This is a genomic window from Streptomyces sp. NPDC001933, from assembly GCF_042890955.1.
Lineage (GTDB): Bacteria > Actinomycetota > Actinomycetes > Streptomycetales > Streptomycetaceae > Streptomyces.
This window is the reverse complement of the sequence record NZ_JBIASS010000024.1, coordinates 51,525-67,344: the sequence shown is the minus strand read 5'-3', so window position 1 is coordinate 67,344 and position 15,820 is coordinate 51,525. Positions and strand designations below refer to the sequence as shown.

Genomic DNA, 15,820 nt, shown 5'->3' with positions numbered 1-15,820 from the left:
GCTCGCGTGTCGAGGCGGTGGGCTCACATGACGGGGGACGTCGGACCCTTGTCGTCGTCGGTGCCGGTGGTCCCGATGACCGTCGGACCCTTGTCGTCGTCGGTACCCGTGGTCCCGATGACCGTCGGACCCTTGTCGTCGTCGGTACCCGTGGTCCCGATGACCGTCGGACCCTTGTCGTCCGTGATCGTCCGAGCGATGACCGTCGGGCCCTTGTCGTCGGCGAGCACGTGGGTACCGCCGATGGTCGGGCCCTTGTCGTCGTCGGTGCCCGTCGTGCCGATGATCGTCGGGCCCTTGTCGTCCGCGAGAACCTGCTGAATGCTCCGGGCGTCGTGCGCCTGCCCCGCCTCGACCGCCGTGCCGATACCGAAGGCCAGCGTCGCGGCGACGATCCCGAAGATTCCAGCAAGCTTGCGTCCCATTGTCCCGCCCCTAAGTGGTGTTTGTAAGGTTCTGCGGTGTTCCGCTTCCCGACACCACTGATGTTGCTGATCGGCGTTCCCGGTCCGTTCCTGCCCCGATACCGCCTCCGGGAACTGCCGCGGGAACGGGACCGGAAGCCGCCCGCTCCGCTATTCCGCGTCGAGCTGGCAGGCGGCGACGCGGGGGCCGAGCGGGGTGAGGACCACGCGCGTACGGGCCGTTCCCGACTCGTGGCCGGCCAGGTCGAGCAGCGATCTCACCAGGGAGCGGAGCACCGCGCGCTCCGTCTCGTCGAGGACCGCCGCAGGGGCACCGTCCCCGGGCGGCCACGTGACGATCCCGGCCACCGTGTGCATGCCGTTCTCGGTTCTGGTCTCGACGCTGAGCTGGGGCCCCTCCCAGGACTCCGGCGCGGTGTACGGATGGGACTGGACACCGGACGCCACACGCTCGGCCCACCGTTCCACGGCGGACAGGTCCTGGAGGGCCTGACGCAGTTCCGTCCCGTCGGGCGAACGATCCCTGGGGTCCTTCACGTGAGTACTCCTTCTGCAGACAACTACAGAAGGACCCTTGCCTTCCCGGCTCCCGGTTCCCTCCCGATCCGTTCCCGCTTTCTTCCCGTTCCCGCGTTCGCGAAGGGAACGCGGCGGTAATCGTCCGCCGCATGATGACCCCGTTCGATTCAGACAGGGATCCGTGGTGATCCGCAAAGGACGCGACATCCTGGGGGATTGAGGCGTGGCAACCACACCGTTCGACGGCTCCGGCACTGTGTGCCGGATGCCGGTGCACAAGGGATCCGGGTCCTGATGGGCGCCCGGACATCAACGGACATTCCCGGCCGTTTCTCGGGAATGGGCCCCTTTCTCCTCGTCTGGTCCGGTCAGGCGGTGTCCCTGGCGGGCAGTGCGGCGGTCCGGTTCGCCTTCATCGTCGAGGTCTGGTCGGCCGGCGGGAACGCGACAGCCGTCACCATCCTGTCGTTGTGCGCCATGCTGCCGCAGGCCGTGTTCAGCCCCATTGCGGGCGCAATCGTCGACCGCATACCCAAGCGCTCCGCGCTCCGGATCGCCGATGCCGGCGGACTCCTCGTCGTGGGCACCCTGGCCCTGCTCCACTACCTCGGCGCCTTCCATGCCTGGCAGGTCTATCCGGCCACCGTACTGCTCGGCATCTGTGCCGCCTTCCAGTTCCCGGCCCTGTCCTCGGCCGTTCCCCTCCTGGTCCGCAAGGACCAACTGGACCGCACCAACGGACTGTTGGCCGGTGCGAAGAGTGCCGCCGGGATCGGCGGCCCCGCACTGGGCGGTCTGCTCGTCGCGCTCTTCGGGATCGGCCCGACGCTCCTGGTCGACCTGGCCAGCTACGCGTTCGCCCTGATCGGCATCCAGATCGTGCGCTTCAACGGCGACCGGGTGACGAAGAATCCCGACGCACCGCGCCGGCGGATCACCGCCGATGCCGTCGAAGGGCTGCGCTACCTGTTCCGGGTGCCCAGCCTGCGCGATCTGATCGTCAACTTCTGTGTCGTCAACCTCGTGATGGTCTTCGGCTTCGCCCTCATCTCGCCGATGGTGCTGCTGCGGGCCGGCAACGGCGCGCTCGCCGCGGTCAACACCTCGGTCGGCATCGGCGGAGTGGCCGGTGCCCTGCTCATGGCCGCCTGGGGCGGACCGGCGAACCGGGGCCGGGGCATGATGCTCGGCGTGGTCGGCATGTGCCTGTCCGCCCTGGTGGTGATGGGCCTGGTGGGGACTGTGACCGGCTGGTGCCTGGCCATCCTGGTCGGTGCCCTGCTCATGACGGTGGTCAACGCCTCGATGCAGACGATCGTGCAGACCAAGGTCCCGCACGAGTGGCAGGGCCGGGTATTCGGCGCGGTGATGTTCCTGTCGCAGATCTCCGTGCCCCTGGCGATGGCGGTCTCCGGGCCGCTCGCCGACCACGTCTTCGAACCGATGGCCGCACAGGGCTCCGGGCTCTTCACCGTGCTCGGTCCGCTCGTCGGCGACGGTCCGGGCAGCGGCATGGCCGCCATGTTGTTCCTGGCCGGCATCGGCGGGACCGCGGTCGCCCTCTGGGGACTCGCCAGCCGCTCGATCAGGGACATCGACACCCTGCTCCCCGACGTCGACGCACCCAAGGACCCGGTCGGGCAGAGCGAGCGCCTGGGAGGTGAGCGGGATGAGGTGCGTGCATGAACTGTTCGAGGAACAGGCGGCGCGGACGCCCGGCGCGACGGCGCTGATCGACGGCGGCGAACGGATCGACTACGCCGGACTCCACGACCGGGCCGACCGGTTGGCGGGCCTGCTGGCCGCGCGGGGCATCCGGCCCGGCGACACGGTCGGCGTGCACCTGGAGCGCTCCGTCGCACTCGTCGTGACGGTCCTCGGCATCCTCAAGGCCGGGGCGGGCTACGTGATGCTGGACCCCGGCTTCCCCGCCGAACGGCTGCGCGCGATGGCCGAGGACGCGGGGACCGCCGTGGTCGTCACGGCCCGCGACACCGCGTCCGGGGTGCTCGGCCTGGCCCGGGTGCACATCGAGGACGCCGCCGGGGCGCGGCCGCTGCCGCGCGGCTCCGCCCAGGTCCGGCCCGACGACATCGCCTGCGTGATGTTCACCTCCGGTTCGACCGGGCGGCCCAAGGGCATCGCAGCGCCGCACCGGGCGATCGTCGCCACCCTCACCGGGCAGGGCTTCGCGTCCTTCGGCCCCGGCGCGGTCTGGCTCCAGTGCGCGCCGCTGTCCTGGGACGCGTTCGCCCTGGAGCTGTGGGGGCCGCTCATGAACGGCGGTACCTGCGTACTGCACCCCGGGCAGCGTCCCGAACCGTTCCTGATGGCCCGGCTCGTCGCCGAGCACGGCATCACCTCCATGTACCTCTCGGCGTCCCTCTTCAACGTCGTCGTCGACGAGTACCCGCAGGTGATGGACGGGCTGCGGGAACTCTTGGTGGGCGGCGAGGCGATGTCGGTGCCGCACGCGGCCCGCGCCCTGGAGCGCCGGCCGGAGCTGCGGCTGAGCAACGGCTACGGCCCCGTCGAGTGCATGGTGTTCCTGACCGTCCACCCGGTGAGCGCCGCCGAGCTCGGCGCGGGCCCGGTGCCGATCGGCCGGCCGCTGGCGGGCAAGCGGCTGTACGTCCTCGACGAGGAGCTCCGTCCGGTTCCGGACGGGCAGGCCGGTGAGATCTACGCCGCCGGGGCGGGCCTAGCCCGCGACTACTGCGGACGGCCCGCGCTGAGCGCCGAACGCTTCGTCGCCTCCCCGTCCGGTGAACGCGTCTACCGCACCGGTGACCTCGGGCGGCGACGTGCCGACGGCGTCCTGGAATATCTGGGCCGGGCCGACAGCCAGGTGAAGATCCGGGGCTTCCGGGTGGAGCCGGGCGAGGTCGAGAGCGTACTGACCCGGCACCCCGGCATCGACCGGGCCGCCGTCGTCGCCCATGAGCACCCGGCGGGCGACCGCCAGCTCACCGCGTACGTCGTACCGAGCGGCGGCGGCCGACAGGGCTTCCGGGAAGCGGAGTTGCGCGCCTACGCCCGCGATGTGCTGGCCGACTACCTGGTCCCGGCGGTCTTCGTACCGCTGGACGAACTGCCGCTGACCCCCAGCGGAAAGCTGGACCGGGCCGCCCTGCCGGAGCCCGGAACCGCGACGGTGGCCACCGGCCGGGCGGCTGTGAGCGGCACCGCGGCCACGCTGTGCGAGCTCTTCGCCCAGGTGCTGCACACCGACCGGGTCGGCCCGGACGACGACTTCTTCGCCCTCGGCGGCCACTCCCTGCTGGCCGCCCGGCTGCTGGGCCGGATCCGTACCGTGCTCGGCGCCGAGATCGACATCCGGGGGCTCTTCGAGGCGCCCACCCCGGCGCTTCTCGCCCCGTTCGTCGACACCGCTCCCCCGGTCCGCCCCGCGCCGGGTGCCGTGCCCGGCAACGCCGCCGGGATGCTCCCGGTGTCGCACGCGCAGCACCGGTTGTGGTTCCTGGACCGGATCGGGGCCGGTGCCGCGTACAACCTGCCGATGCTGGTCCGGCTGCGGGGCTCGGTCGACGCGGCCGCGCTGGACGACGCGCTGGCCCTGGTCGCCGGGCGTCACGAAGTGCTCCGTACCGTCTTCGAGGAGTCCGACGGCTCCCCCGTACGCCGGGTACTGAGCGGGGCGGCCGCACGACCTGTGTTCCGGCAGCTGCGGACCGCCGGGGATTCGATGGACCGGGAGATCGAGCGGGAGGCCCGTCACCGCTTCGATCTGCGTACCGAACTCCCGGTGAGGGCGACGCTGTTCACCTCGCTGGAGCGGCCGGACGAGCACGCGCTGCTGGTGCTGGTGCATCACATCGCCGGGGACGGGTGGTCGCTGCGACCGCTCTTCCGTGATCTGTCCCGCGCCTACGGGGCACGGGTCGACGGCGCGGACGCGGCCGGGCTTCCCCCGCTCTCGGTCCAGTACGCGGAGCACGCCCGTCACCAGCTGGACCGGCTCGGCTCGCCGTCCGATCCACACGCGCTCGCCGCCCGTCAGCTCACGTACTGGCGCAAGGAACTGGACGGGCTGCCGGCCGGCGGACCGCTGCTGCCCCGCCGCGCCGGGCGCCCCGCCGTACCCGGTCCGGACGCGCGGGTCGTGGTGCGCCGGCTCGACGCGGCGGCGCACGCCCGGGTGGTCGAATCGGCCCGCGCCCGGGGCGCCACGCTCTTCATGGCCCTGCACGCCGCGCTGGCCACCGTGCTGGTGCGGGCCGGTGCGGGCGAGGACCTGGCGATCGGCGCCCCGGTGGCCGGCCGCGCCGGGGACGGCAGCGTCGAGGACGTCGTCGGGTTCTTCGTCAACATGCTGGTGCTGCGCACCGATCTGTCCGGCGACCCCACCGCGGCCGAGGTGCTCGCCCGGGTGCGGGAGACGGACCTCGCCGCTTTCAGCCATCAGGACGTGCCGTTCGAGGACGTGGTCGGCGCGCTCAATCCGCCGCGGACCCCGGGCCGTCAGCCGTTCACCGATGTGGTCCTGGCGCTCCAGAACAACGCACGGGCCGAGGTCACGCTGCCCGGTGCCGAGCAGGGCGTCGAGGTAGTGCGCACCGGCGCCGCCCGGTTCGAACTCCTGGTGGACGTCACCGACTCCACCTCGGCCGAGGGCGCTCCGGACGGGCTGACGCTGACGTTCGAGTACCGCGGGCAGGCGCTGGAGGCGGAGTTCGTCCAGTGGCTCGCGGACGCCCTCCCCGAGGCCCTGGAGGCTGCCGCGGCCGCCCCCGGCACCCCTTTGTCGCGGCTGGGCCTCACCGCACCGCCGCGACGGGCCGGTGAGAGCGACCGGATCGCGGTACCGGTCCGGCGCCGGTCCGCCCCGGAGCGCCCGATGACCGCCATGGAACAGGAGATCGCCGCCGTGTGGTGCGAGGTCCTCGGTGTGCCGAGTGCCGGCCCGGACGACGACTTCTTCGCCCTCGGCGGCAACTCGCTGCGGGCCGTGCGCGCCGTGGCCCGGCTCGGCGCCGGACGGCAGTTGACCGTGGCCCAGCTGTTCGCCGCGCCCACGGTCGCCGCCTTCGCCGTCGAACTGGAACGGGCGGTCGCCCTCCCCGCGCCCGCCGCCGCTTCCCCCATCCCGCGCCGCCCCCGGGTGCCGCGCCGTCCGCAACCCCAGACCCAGACCGGCAGAAAGCAGGAGGAGTGGCAGTGGACCTCAGTGTGATGTTCTTCGGTGCGGACAGCACCACCGCCGGCGGGGCCCGGCACACCGAGACGTACGAGGACATCCTCGCCGTGGCCCGGACCGCCGACCGGCTGGGGTTCCACGCCGTCTGGACCCCCGAGCGCCACTTCCAGCAGGTGGGGCAGGTCTTCCCGAGCCCTCCGGTGCTCAGCGCGGCGCTCGCCGTCGCCACCGAGCGGATCGGGATCCGCGCGGGCAGCGTCGTGCTGCCGCTGCACCACCCGCTGAGCGTGGCGGAGGACTGGGCGGTCGTGGACAACCTCTCGCACGGGCGGGTCGGCCTCTCCGTCGCCACCGGCTGGCACTCCAAGGACTTCACACTCGCCCCCGAGCGTTACGAGGACCGCCGGCGGACCGCCCTGGAGACGATCCCGCGGCTGCGTTCGCTGTGGGCGGGCGAGCCCGCCGAGTACCCCGACGGCACGGGCACCCCGGTCTCCGTCACGCCCCAGCCCCGCCCGGTGCAGGACACCCTGCCGCTGTGGATCACCACGTCCGGCAACCCGGAGACCTGGGAGGCGGCCGGACGGCTGCGCGCCGGAGTGCTCGGCGCGACCGTCGGGCAGAGCCGGGACGAGCTGGCCGAGAAGATCGCCCGCTACCGCACCGCCTGCGCCGGGGCCCCCGACCAGCGGGGCACCGACGCCCACGGGCGGGTCACGCTGATGGCCCACACCTACGTCGGCACCGACGACGCGGAGGTCCGCCGGATGGCCGGCGCCCCCCTCAAGACCTACCTCGCCTCGTACGTGCGCCAGACCGCTGCGAACCGCTCCGCGGACGCCACGACCGCGAGCCTCACCGAGGAACAGACCGCGATGCTCGCCGACTTCGCGTTCGAGCGCTATCTCAGCTGGGGCAGTCTGCTCGGCTCCCCGGGCCACTGCGCCAAGATGCTCGCCGATCTGGCGGAGCTGGGCGTCGACGAGGTCGCCTGCTTCATCGACTTCGGCATCGGACGGGACGACGTACTGGCCGGGCTGCACCGGTTGGCCGAACTGAAAGAGAACCTGTGATGAGCGCCCCCACCGTTTCGCGCACCGTCCCGGTCGCGGCAACCCCCTCCATGGCCGACCGGTTCGTCGCACTCGGCCGGGAACAGCGGGTCCGTCTGCTGCGCCGCATGCTGGAGGCGGGGCGGGCCCGCGAGATACCCGCCGTCATACCGCCGCGCGACCCGTCCCGCCGGGTGCCGCTCAGCCCCGCGCAGCACGACCTGTGGGTGTACGACTCGCTGTATCCCGGTACCCCCGCGCTCAATCTGTGCGCCGCCTACCACTTCGAGCGGCCCGTCGACCCGGCGCATCTGGAGGCGGCGCTGACGCTGATCCAGCGTCACCACGACATCCTGCGGACCCGGATCGTGACGGACGAGTCGGGCGGACTGCATGTCGAGTTCCCCGACGACGGGCCCTTCGACCTGGAGCGCGAGGATCTGCGGGGCACCGAAAGAACGATCGGCGAGGCGTTCGAGACCTTCCGCAGCCGCCCCTTCGACCTCGGCCGGGACAAGCTGATCCGGGCCCGGTTCGTCCGGGTCGACGAGCGGCGTTCCACGCTGATGCTGAGTCTGCACCACACCATCAGCGACTGGTGGTCGTTCGACGTGCTGCAGAACGAGTTCGCGCAGGCGTACGGCGCGCTGCGCGACGGGCTGGAGCCGCCCCTGACCCGCCCGGCCGTGCAGTACGCCGATTTCTCGTCCTGGCAGAGCGAGTTGGCGGAGTCCGGGGTCTTCGCGAGCCGGCTCGACTTCTGGCGGCGCTATCTCGCCGACCCGCCCGGTCCGCTGACCGTGCCCGGCAGCACCGGCGGCGTCACCGGGGGCGAAGGCATCGCGCAGGTGCCCTTCCACATCGACGCACCGACCACCGCCGCCGTGCGGGCCCTGGCCCGGGAGCGCGGCGCCTCGGTGTACGTCGTGCTCATGGCCGCGTTCGCCGTCCTGGCGCACCGGGTCAGCGGCGCCGAGGACCTGGTGATCGGCACCCCCATCGCCAACCGCGCGGCCAAGGGGCTCGACCAGGTCATCGGCTACGTCATGAATGCCGTGCCGACCCGCTGGAAGGTGGACGCGGACCGGTCCTTCGCCGATCTGCTCGCCGGGTTCGCGGTCGACTTCCCGGATCTGATGGCCAACGCGGACGTGCCCGTGGGCCGGATCGTGTCGGCCGCCACGCCCGAGCGCAGCGCGGGCCGGGCACCGCTGTACCAGTGGGTGTTCATGCACCTGACGCAGCAGCCGAGCGTCTCGGTGATGAAGGAGTTCGCGGAGCCCGAGCGGATCCACACGGGCGGCGAGCACGACCTGGTCGGCGTGGTGAAGGACAGCGGTGACGGCATGGAGGGCAGCTTCGGGCTGCGCACCGATGTCTTCAGCCCCGCGACGGTGGCCCGCTGGACGCAGTGCTACGTCGAGCTGCTGAAGCGGATCACCGCCGATCCGGCCGCGCTCATCGGGGACATCGACGTGGTGCCGTCGGCCATGCGCGGTGAGCTGCTCGCCGGTTCCGCCGGGCCCGTCGCCCCCGCCGCGGTCCCGCTGCCCGAGCTGGTGACCCGACTGGCGGCCGGCACGCCGGACGCGCCGGCCGTCGAGTCCCCGGGACACACCCTGAGCTATGCCCAACTGGACGACCGGGTGGCCCGGTTGGCCGGGAATCTGGTGAGCCGGGGTGCCGGTCCCGGGCGGATCGTGGCCCTCGCCCTCCCTCGCGGCAGCGACTGGCCGGTGGCGGCGCTGGCCGTGCAGCGCGCCGGCGCCGCCTATCTGCCGGTCGACCCCGCCCACCCGGCCGAGCGCATCCGCCGGGTCCTCGCGGAGGCCGCGCCGGTGCTCCTGGTCACCGAACCCGGGGCCACGCCGCTTGACACGGGTCTGCCGACCCTGGTCCTCGACGAGGAGGCCTGGGCCGGGGAGCCGCTGCCGCCGGGCGGTCCGGAGCTCCACGACACCGCCCATGTCATCCACACCTCCGGCTCGACCGGCGCCCCCAAGGGCGTCGTGGTCAGCCATGCCGGGGTGGCCGCGCTCACCCGGTCCATGGTGGAGGGCATCGCACTGGGCGCGGACAGCCGGGTGCTCCAGCTCGGGCCGCCCTCCTTCGACATCTCCGTCGGCGAACTGTGCCTGGCCTTCGGCTCCGGCGGAACGCTGGTGCTGCCGCCCCGGGGCCCGCTCGTGGGCGAGGAACTGGGGGCGGTGCTGACCGGGCGGCGGATCTCCTGCGCGTTCGTCCCGCCGTCGGTGCTCGCGACCGTGCCGGCCGGACCGCATCCGGATCTGCGCGCCCTGGTCGTCGGCGCGGAGGCCTGCCCGCCGGAGCTGGTGGCCCGCTGGGCCGTCGCTGGGCGGCGTTTCCACAACGCGTACGGGCCCACCGAGTCGACCGTCGTCTCCACCGTCTCGGCTCCGCTGGACGCCGATGGAACGGCGCCGCCGATCGGCACGCCGGTGGCGGGCACCACCGCCTACCTCCTCGACGAACGGCTCCGGCCGGTACCCGCCGGGGCGGGCGGTGAGCTGTATCTGGCGGGTGGCGCGCTCGCCCGGGGCTACCTGGGCCGTGCCGCGCTCACCGCCGAACGGTTCGTCGCCGATCCCTACGGTCCGCCCGGCAGCCGCATGTACCGCACCGGCGACCTCGCCCACCGCGACGACCACGGGAACACGTACTACCTCGGGCGCGGCGACGAGCAGGTGAAGCTGCGCGGGCTGCGCATCGAGCCCGGTGAGGTCGCCGCCGCTCTCGCCGAACACCCCACCGTGGAACGGGCGGTGGCCGTGGTGCGGCACGACCGGGGCGGTACGGCGCAGCTCGTCGCGTACGTGGTGCCCGCGCCGGGAGCGGCGGTCGACGAGGACGGGCTGCTGCTGCACGCCTCCGGGCGGCTGCCCGCGGCCATGGTCCCGGCGGCCGTGGTGGCGCTGGACGCGCTGCCGTTGTCGTCGCACGGCAAGCTCGACCGGGCCGCCCTGCCCGCGCCCGCCGCCCGGACCACGGACACTGTCCGGCTGCCCGGGTCGGCGCGCGAGGAAGTGCTGTGCGGACTCTTCGCGGAGCTGCTGGACGTCGAACAGGCCGGAGTCGACGACGACTTCTTCCGGCTCGGCGGCGACAGCATCATGGCGATCCAGCTCGCCGCGCGGGCCCGGTCGGCCGGTCTGGTGCTCTCGCCGCACGACGTGTTCACAGTACGCACCCCGGCCCGGCTGGCCGTGCTGGCCCGTACGCCCGAGGGCGACGCCCCCGAGGCCGAGGACACCGGGACCGGGCGGCTGCCCCTCACCCCGGTGATGCACTGGTGGCGCGAACAGGTCCGGGACACGGCCGCGTTCACCCAGTCCATGCTGTTCCCCCTGGGCTCCGGCACCGGACTCGCGGCGATCGAGGAGGCCGTTGCCGTACTGACCGCGCGGCACGCCGCGCTGCGGATGCGGCTGGTTCGCGAGGACGACACCGGCTGGGAGCTCCAGGTACCCGAGGTGGGCGAGCCGTGCGGTGCGCGGGCCGTCCGGGTGGCGGTGCCCGCGGACGCCGATCTGCACTCCCGGGCGACCGAGCTCGCGCGCACCGTCACCCTGCGCCCCGAGGACGGCGAGATGGTGCGGGCGGTGTGGCTCGACCCCGGCCCGGACCGGCCCGGTGCCCTGCTGCTGACCGTGCACCACCTGGCCGTGGACGGGTTCTCCTGGCGGGTGCTCGGGCAGGAGCTCGCCGCGGCGCTGGACGGCGGACCCGGGAGCGACGCCGCACCCGCGAGGACCGCCTCGTTCACCCGGTGGGCCCGGCTGCTCTCCCAGGAGGCCGGGCTAAGGATCGGCGAACTCCACTGGTGGGAACGGCAGTTGGCGGATGATACGGCCCGGCTCACCGATGGCCGGGGAGCGGCTGGCCGGCGGGAGACCCTCACCTTCGATCTGAACCCCGGGCTCACCCGCAGTGTGCTCCTCACCCTGCCGGGCGCCTTCAACTGCCGCCCCGACGCGGTGATGCTGACCGCCCTGACCGCCGCGGCCGTCCAGCGGCGCGGCACCGGTTCCTCGCTCGTCGTCCATCTGGAGGGCCACGGCCGCGAGGCCGTCTCCACCCCAGTTGACGTGTCCGGCACCGTCGGCTGGTTCACCACGCAGTACCCGGTCCGCCTGGACATCGGTGCGGCGGCGGTGGCTCCCGGCGGCCGGCCGGGAGAGGCCCTGAAGTGCGTCAAGGAGCAGCTGCGGGCGGTGCCCGCCGGCGGGCTCGGCTGGGGTCTGCTGCGCTACCTCCACCCGGAGACCGGCCCGGCACTCGCCGCGCTCCCCGCGCCCGATGTGCGCTTCAACTATCTGGGCCGGTTCGCCGGGACCGACGCGGCGGGCGGGCGGCTGCTGGAACCCGGCCCGGACGCCGTGCCGCTGGCGCACGCCCTGGAGGTGGATGTGCTGGCCCGTGAGGAGAACGGTGAGCCCGTGCTGGAGGCGAGCTTCTCCTACCCGTCCGGGGTGTTCACCGAGGACGAGGTGCTCGCGCTGGCCGGGGCGTGGTCCGAGGCGCTCGGCGTCCTCGCCGACCACTGCGGGCCGGACGGCGCGGCCTCCCACGCCCCGTCCGACTTCCCGCTCGTCGACCTGACCGGGGACCAGCTCGAACTGCTGGCGCAGGAGATGGACTTCGGCGACCTCGACGCGACCGACGGGGAGGGACGGCGATGAACGCGCGCATCGCGGACGTGCTGCCGCTCTCCCCGCTCCAGGAGGGCCTGCTGTTCCACTCCGCCCGGCAGACCGAGGGCCCGGACCCGTACCTGGTGCAGGCCCGCTTCCTGGTCGGCCCCGCGATCGCCGGGGACACGGTACGGGCCTCGGTCGCCGCGCTCCTGGACCGGCATCCGAATCTGCGCGCCTGCTTCCGGCACGAGCGCCTGGACCGGCCGGTCCAGGTCGTGCCGAAGGCGGTCAGGGTGCCGTGGACCGAGGTGGACCTGACGGGTCTCACCCCCGACGGGGCGGCCACGCGGACCGAGGAGGTGCTGCGGAAGGACGCGGCGCTCCGCTTCGACGTGGCCCGCCCGCCCCTGGTCCGTGCCACGTTCCTGCGTCACGACACCGGCGCCGAACTGATCGTGTCCTTCCACCACATCCTGCTGGACGGCTGGTCGATGCCGGTCGTCGAGCGGGACCTCGCCGCCCTCGTGGCGGGCCGGCCGCTGCCGCCCGCCGCGCCCTACCGGGACTACCTGGTGTGGCTGGGCGGTCAGGACCGGCAGAAGGCCGAAGCGGCGTGGTGCGAGTCGCTGGAGGGCCTGGGACGGCCCGCGCTGCTGGCCCCGGCCGGACCGGACACGGCGCCCGACCGCTCGCGGCTGTGGCTGACCACCGGCCTCACCGAGCGGCTGGTCCGGCGGGCCGCCGAGGCGGGCGTCACCCTCAACACCCTGGTGCAGGTCTCCTGGGCGCTGGTCCTGGCCCGGCTGACCGGCTCCCGCGACCTGGTCTTCGGCGCGGTCGTCTCGGGGCGCCCGCACGATTTGCCGGGTGTCGAGTCCATGGTGGGCCTGTTCATCAACACCCTGCCGGTACGGGTCCGGCTGCGGGACGGCGAGCAGGTGGACGAGTTGCTCCGCCGGATCCAGGACGAGCAGTCCCGGCTGCTGGAACACCACCACGCCCGCGCCGCCGAGGTGCAGCGCGCCGTGGGGGCCGGTGAGCTCTTCGACTCGATCATCGCCTTCGAGAACTTCCCGCGCGGTTCCGGGAGCGACGACGGTCCCGGTGCCGTCCGCCTGGTGAGCGTGAACGACGCCACGCACTACCCGGTCACGATCGCGGCGGTCGCCGAGGACCGGCTGCTGCTGTCGGTGAGCTGCCGCCGGGGCATCCCGGCGGCCGCCGTCACCGAGCGCCTCGCGCACGTGCTGGAGCAGCTGGCCGGCTCGCCGCGGACCCCGGTGGCGGACATCGACGCCCTGCCCGTGGCGGAGCGGCACCACCTGCGGGCCCTGGCCGACGGCCCGGCCCGCACCCCCGCCGGACCCGCCACGCTGACCGGGCGGTTCGCCGACCGGGTGGCCCGCACCCCGGACGCACCGGCTGTCGACACCGACGGCGAGACGCTCAGCTACGCCGGGCTCGACGCCGCTTCGGACCGGCTGGCCGGCCGTCTGATCCGGGCCGGGGTGGCGCCCGGCGACACCGTGGCCCTGCTGCTGCCCCGCTCGGCGTCCCTGGTCGTGGCCCAGCTCGCGGTCCTCAAGGCGGGCGCCTGCTGGCTCCCGCTGGACCCGGCGCACCCGACGGAGCGGCTGGCCCGGCTGATGGCTGCGGTGGGACCCGCCCTGGTCCTCACCGGGGGGACGGCCCCGGCCGCCGCCCGGCTGCCCGCCGGTGTCGCGGTGCTGGACATCACCGAGGAGTCCGCCCCCGCACCCTTCGGCCGGGTCGACAACCAGCCCGGGTCCGCCGCCTGCGCGATCTACACCTCCGGCTCCACCGGAGAGCCCAAGGGGGTGGTCGTCCCGCACCGGGCGATCACCGAACTCGCCGCCGACGGCCGCTTCGCGGGCGGTGCCCACGACCGGGTGCTGCTGCACAACCCGTACACGTTCGACGCCTCGACCTACGAGGTGTGGGTCCCGCTCCTGAACGGCGGGACCGTGGTCGTCGCTCCCGCCGAGGCGGTCACCCCCGAACTGCTGGAGCGGGTGGTACGGGAACGGTGGGTCACCGCGCTCATGCTCACCCCCGAACTGCTGCGCACCGTCGCGGAGATCGCGCCCGGCGCGCTGTCCGGACTGCGCGAGGTGTGGTCCGGCGGCGACGTCCTGGCGCCCGACACCGTGCTCCGGATCCGGGAGCACTGCCCGGACACGGTGGTCGTCAACGGCTACGGCCCCACCGAGACGACGGTGTTCGCCACCGCGTACACGGCCGCCGGCCCCTCCGCGGGCCGTCCGGGTGCCGTCCCCATCGGGCGGCCCCTGGACAACACCCGCGCCCATGTCCTGGACGCCCGGCTGCGCCCCGTCCCGGTGGGCTCCACCGGCGAGCTCTACATCGGCGGCAGCGGTCTCGCCCAGGGTTATCTCGGCCGGCCGGCCGCCACCGCGGAGCGGTTCGTCGCCGATCCGTACGGGCCGCCCGGCAGCCGCATGTACCGCACCGGGGACCTGGCCCGCTGGACGGCGGACGGTGTCCTGGAGTTCGCGGGCCGGGCCGACGACCAGGTCAAGGTACGCGGCTTCCGGGTGGAGCCCGCCGAGGTCGAGGCCGCGCTCGCGGGCTGCCCCGGGGTGGCGCGGGCCGTGGTCGGCGCCCGGCGGGACGCGGCAGGCGGCAAGCTGCTGGCCGCCTGGCTGGTGCCGGCCGGGGGCGGGGGCGGGGGCGGGGAGGAGCAGTGGCAGCGGACCCTCACCGGGGTGCGCGCCCATGCCGCCCGGCAGCTGCCCGCGCACCTGGTGCCGTCCCTGTGGGCCCGGATCGACGAGGTGCCGCTCACCCGCCACGGCAAGGCGGACCGGGCCGCGCTCCCCGCCCCCGGACCCACCGGGGAACCGGTGGCCCACCGGGCGCCGCGCACCCCGCGCGAGCGGGAGCTGTGCGCCCTGTTCGGCACGGTGCTCGGGGTCCCCGCGGTCGGGCCCGACACCGACTTCTTCCAGGCGGGCGGCCATTCGCTGACCGCGCTGCGCCTGAAGTCGAAGATCGAGACGGTGCTCGGCGTACGGATCCCGGTGTCCGCCCTGTTCGACGCGCCGACCCCGGCCGGTCTCGCCGCCCGGCTCGACGCGCCGCAGTCCGCCGACGGCCCCGCCGCGCGGACACCGCTGCGCCGCACCCGCGAACGCCCCGGGTCCGCAACCGCGCCGGACGGGCCGCACCACAACAGCCTGGAGCATGTGCTCACCCTGCGGACCGGCGGCGACCGCACCCCGCTGATCTGCGTGCACCCGGGGCTCGGGCTCAGCTGGTCGTACGTGAACCTGCTGCCGCACCTCGCTCCGGACCGCCCGGTGCACACCCTGCAGAGCCCGGCACTGCTGACCGGGGTCGATCAACTCCCGTCCACGATGGGCGAGATGGCGGATCTTTATCTGCGCAGTGTGCGTGAGCTCCGGCCGCACGGACCGTATCTGCTGCTCGGCCGATCCTTCGGCGGTCCGCTCGTCCACGAACTCGCGGTGCGGCTGCGCCGGGCCGGCGAGGAGGTCCGGATGCTCGCCGTGGTGGACGCCATGCCGATGCCGGAAGAGATCAGGGGCACACCGCTGGACCCGGCCGCCGTCGAGGACGAGATGCTGCGCATCCTGCACCGCTCCCATGCGCCGGAACTGCCGTTGCCCAACGGCCCGTTGAAGCGCTCCACATTGTTCGCCCAGGCCCGCGCGGACACCTTCGACGGTCTCTCCCAGGCGCAGCTCCACACCCTCGTCGACGCCGGGATTCATCACACCCGGCTCGTTCGGGACTGGCACCCGTCCCCCTACGACGGGGCGACGACGCTCTTCTCCGCGACGCACGACGACTGGCCGACGACTGCAGAGAAGACCGAGGCATGGCAGCGCGTGACCGCCGCGCTCGATGTGCACGAACTGGACTGCGGTCACAGCGACGTACTCACTCCGGGCCCGGCGGCCGAGATCGCCGCGGTCCTCGAAACCGCCCTCCGAGGGGACTGAGAAC

At 73.7% G+C, this 15,820-nt stretch carries 7 protein-coding genes; 5 read left to right on the top strand and 2 right to left on the bottom strand.

The window, feature by feature from the left end; all coding sequences use genetic code 11:
- Nucleotides 1-23 precede the first annotated feature (23 nt).
- Together ACFYY7_RS37815 and ACFYY7_RS37810 are read right to left on the bottom strand one after the other, a co-directional pair.
- Nucleotides 24-425: a hypothetical protein gene (locus ACFYY7_RS37815; RefSeq protein WP_388668559.1), complete on the bottom strand. Its 402-nt coding sequence runs from the start codon at nt 423-425 to the stop codon at nt 24-26.
- 150 nt (nt 426-575) lie between these two features.
- The gene (locus ACFYY7_RS37810; protein ID WP_388668556.1) at nt 576-962 is read right to left on the bottom strand and encodes a hypothetical protein; all 387 of its coding nucleotides are present in this window, start codon (nt 960-962) and stop codon (nt 576-578) included.
- 321 nt (nt 963-1,283) lie between these two features.
- Between ACFYY7_RS37810 and ACFYY7_RS37805 the strand changes: the two genes are divergently transcribed.
- Genes ACFYY7_RS37805 through ACFYY7_RS37785 form a run of 5 tightly spaced genes read left to right on the top strand, consistent with a single transcriptional unit; the run spans nt 1,284 to nt 15,816 of the window.
- Nucleotides 1,284-2,630 (top strand): MFS transporter, encoded by a 1,347-nt coding sequence (locus tag ACFYY7_RS37805; protein WP_388668553.1) that lies wholly within the window; start codon nt 1,284-1,286, stop codon nt 2,628-2,630.
- On the top strand, nt 2,623-6,138 hold the full coding sequence (locus ACFYY7_RS37800) for an amino acid adenylation domain-containing protein (protein WP_388668550.1): 3,516 nt from the start codon (nt 2,623-2,625) through the stop codon (nt 6,136-6,138). Before ACFYY7_RS37805 ends, ACFYY7_RS37800 begins: the two co-directional genes overlap by 8 nt.
- Entirely contained in the window at nt 6,123-7,175 is a 1,053-nt protein-coding gene (locus tag ACFYY7_RS37795; RefSeq protein ID WP_388668547.1) for a MupA/Atu3671 family FMN-dependent luciferase-like monooxygenase, read from the top strand. The genes ACFYY7_RS37800 and ACFYY7_RS37795 overlap by 16 nt, the downstream gene beginning before the upstream one ends.
- Nucleotides 7,175-11,854: an amino acid adenylation domain-containing protein gene (locus tag ACFYY7_RS37790; RefSeq protein ID WP_388668544.1), complete on the top strand. Its 4,680-nt coding sequence runs from the start codon at nt 7,175-7,177 to the stop codon at nt 11,852-11,854. Before ACFYY7_RS37795 ends, ACFYY7_RS37790 begins: the two co-directional genes overlap by 1 nt.
- A complete protein-coding gene (locus ACFYY7_RS37785) occupies nt 11,851-15,816 on the top strand; it encodes an amino acid adenylation domain-containing protein (protein ID WP_388668541.1) in 3,966 nt (1,321 codons plus the stop codon). Before ACFYY7_RS37790 ends, ACFYY7_RS37785 begins: the two co-directional genes overlap by 4 nt.
- Nucleotides 15,817-15,820: the final 4 nt, after the last annotated feature.